General features: G+C 42.3%; 3 protein-coding genes. All 3 read right to left on the reverse strand.

Features of this window, described 5'->3' with window-relative positions; all coding sequences use genetic code 11:
- Positions 1–1,143: ATP-binding protein (locus AC075J_RS17945; RefSeq protein ID WP_476390575.1), on the reverse strand; the 1,143-nt coding region annotated here is incomplete at its 3' end.
- A 61-nt stretch (positions 1,144–1,204) separates the two neighbouring features.
- Positions 1,205–1,603 (reverse strand): hypothetical protein, encoded by a 399-nt coding sequence (locus AC075J_RS17950; RefSeq protein WP_025580010.1) that lies wholly within the window; start codon positions 1,601–1,603, stop codon positions 1,205–1,207.
- Positions 1,604–1,663: 60 nt separating this feature from the next.
- A complete protein-coding gene (locus AC075J_RS17955) occupies positions 1,664–2,437 on the reverse strand; it encodes a hypothetical protein (protein ID WP_025580012.1) in 774 nt (257 codons plus the stop codon).
- Positions 2,438–2,675: the final 238 nt, after the last annotated feature.

The raw sequence follows: 2,675 nt of genomic DNA on the forward strand, positions 1-2,675 counted from the left end.
TTCATGCAAAGAAAGTTCTTCCAAATATGCCACTTTAGCGAGAAAGACAATCATAATAGTCAGTTTTGCAGTCAAATCAATAATATCATTCAGCACTTCGTTATCACGCTCTGCATACTGATAATGTTGATAAAATAAATCACGGCACTGTGCCATTTTCAATGGCGGAAGATACATGATACGATTAAATCCCCGCAGTATTTTCTGTCTGCTGGTTATGAGAACACGGCACGGAAGCATACTTAGTTTTCCAAGGAATTCGTCATTCCCGATGTTCTCAATATTGTCGATTACAAAAAGCAATCTTCCTTTGCTGTCGGCACACAAATCCTGCACAGCCTGCCACACATCTTCTAAATCACACTTCAAATGAAGTGCCTGTTTCATAGAAAGACAGATGTCATGGTTGTCATAAGGAATCCACGCAATTTTTTCAATTTGGCTTTCTTCTGTTGGAGTGTTCTGCAGCTTATTCAGGAATTGTTGAACCACTACTGTTTTACCAAGACCTCCGACACCGGTGACCATCAGCTTACCGTCACCCTCAACGATTTCCTGATAGACTTCGTTTATTTCATCTATTCTGCCAACCAGCCTGTCAACCGCTGCATTCGGAATATTTGTAATAAACTTAGGATAGGACAGCAACGGCTGTTCTTCTCCCAAACGCATAAAGTCAATATTTAAAACCGTATGTTTCCCTTTGGAAGAAGCATAATCCGCATGATTTAGAAAAATCAAAACTGCCGCAACTGCTCTGGAAATCTGATATGGTGTATCGTCATTAAAACTACTTTTGATAGTTCTACCGGTTTCTTCGGATACTTGTTCACATTGTTCAAGCAGCTTATTGGCTACATCAACAGGAGAATTAATATTTGTAAGGCAGACCCGCTCAATATCACGGCGAAACTTTTCAAATCCTTCCGGCGTATGAAGTTTCTTTACCGCTCTTAAGTGAATCGTCTGATTCCCTGATGTTATTTTACGGATTGAGTCATTATCATACAGAGCATCCCCACTCATGACGTAAATCGCCTGAAATAACTGCCGATACAGCTCTTCTTTTTGAAAAATGCCAAGTGATTCCTTTACCAAGTCATACAGAATATTAAAAGCGTTATAAAAATATTTTGTCTTCATCGTTTCATCCATCCTTTATCGTAAAAGGTCTGCCTTTAGTATATCATAAAAACTGTTTATGTCAGTGCTTTATTTTTTCTATCACCCCACACAATTCCATCACAACCCTTGCTCCCAGCTTCATGCCTTCTATATATGCAGCCTTTTCATACTCTGAAACCGCCACATTCACCTTCGCTTCTATGCTGGCTGCTTCCTCACTCCAGACTTCCTTATCATATCCAAGTGCTTCGGTCAGCTCATCCATAAAAGCTGTGTATGACTTCCTGACTGTTTCGTTCTCCACGAGGTTTGTTTCTGTGTATTGGAAGTACAGAAACTCGGCAATGGAATCTATATCTCCAAAATATCTGGGCGGATGGTTTAACAAATGAGTGCGGAAAATATCCAAAATCTGCTCTGCTGTGTCCGTGTGGACAATACCGGAGCGATATATTTTATTAGTTTTTTCTCTCATCATAACAATCACCTTCCTCTTTTTTGTATGGTGATGTTACCTCTGAACCCGCCGTTCAGCAAGTCATTTCTCCGCTACAATTGTATTTTGTGAGGTACTCTCCTGCCACCTTTTATTTATCACCCCAAGCCGCACAAACACTGGATACAGATACGATGCGCCGAACACGCCCAGTTTCTTCGGTCCAGTCGCCTTCTCTCCCAGCTCCAGTGCCTTCTGAAAAGCAATATCCACTGTGGATCTCGTGATACTCTTTTCCTTCCGGGTAAAAAACAGTTCGCCGCCCTTCACCTTATATGTAAAACTCAGTCCTTTGCTCGTCTTGAAAGGATAGCCCTGAAATGCCACAATCGCATTCCACAAATTATCTGCGGATGGTTCCTCTGCCATTTCTGCTACAGCTTTCTTCCTCTCCCGGTACAACTTCTCCCGATCAGCACCAACGCTGCTCTCCTTCATTTTGTAAATGATTTTCGTGTACGGAAGGTATGAGTTCACGGAAGCCCGAGAACGTTCCAGTGTGGACATAATCTCCTCCACACTCTTCCCCTCTTTCCACAATGAAAGCACTTCATCCACTGTGGCTGATTCATATATCTTTTTACCTTGCACTTCCCCGGCTGTGATGAGCAGCTTGCGGACTTTTAAGGGATTCAACCCACAATCAAGTTCATCCACGATTGCCTGGAGAGATGGGTGGTTCCCGTACTCATCCAGAGCTTCATATACCCCAACAACCGCTGCCAGAAGTTCTTCCGTAATTTCTTCTCTATCATAATCCGGCTTCTTCTTCGGCTTCCCGGCATGCCAGGTTCTGTTCGCTTTTTCCACACTCATCTTTATCACTTCATCTTTCTAAATCGTAACTATCTATATATAAGTCTTCAAAGAGAAGCCGATTTCTCATCGGCTGTCTCTTACGTGACAGTGACAGGATTCCCATAATACACACCCCCTATTCTTTTGGGTAGTATGATTCATTTTCGACTATCTTTTCTCACATCTTCGCCGCTTCCGGATGTGATACTCTGGCAGGTGGATTGGACACACCGAAGATTTCCAGTTTATATTTCCA

Source organism: Blautia sp. ZXY-1-C6, assembly GCF_056339875.1.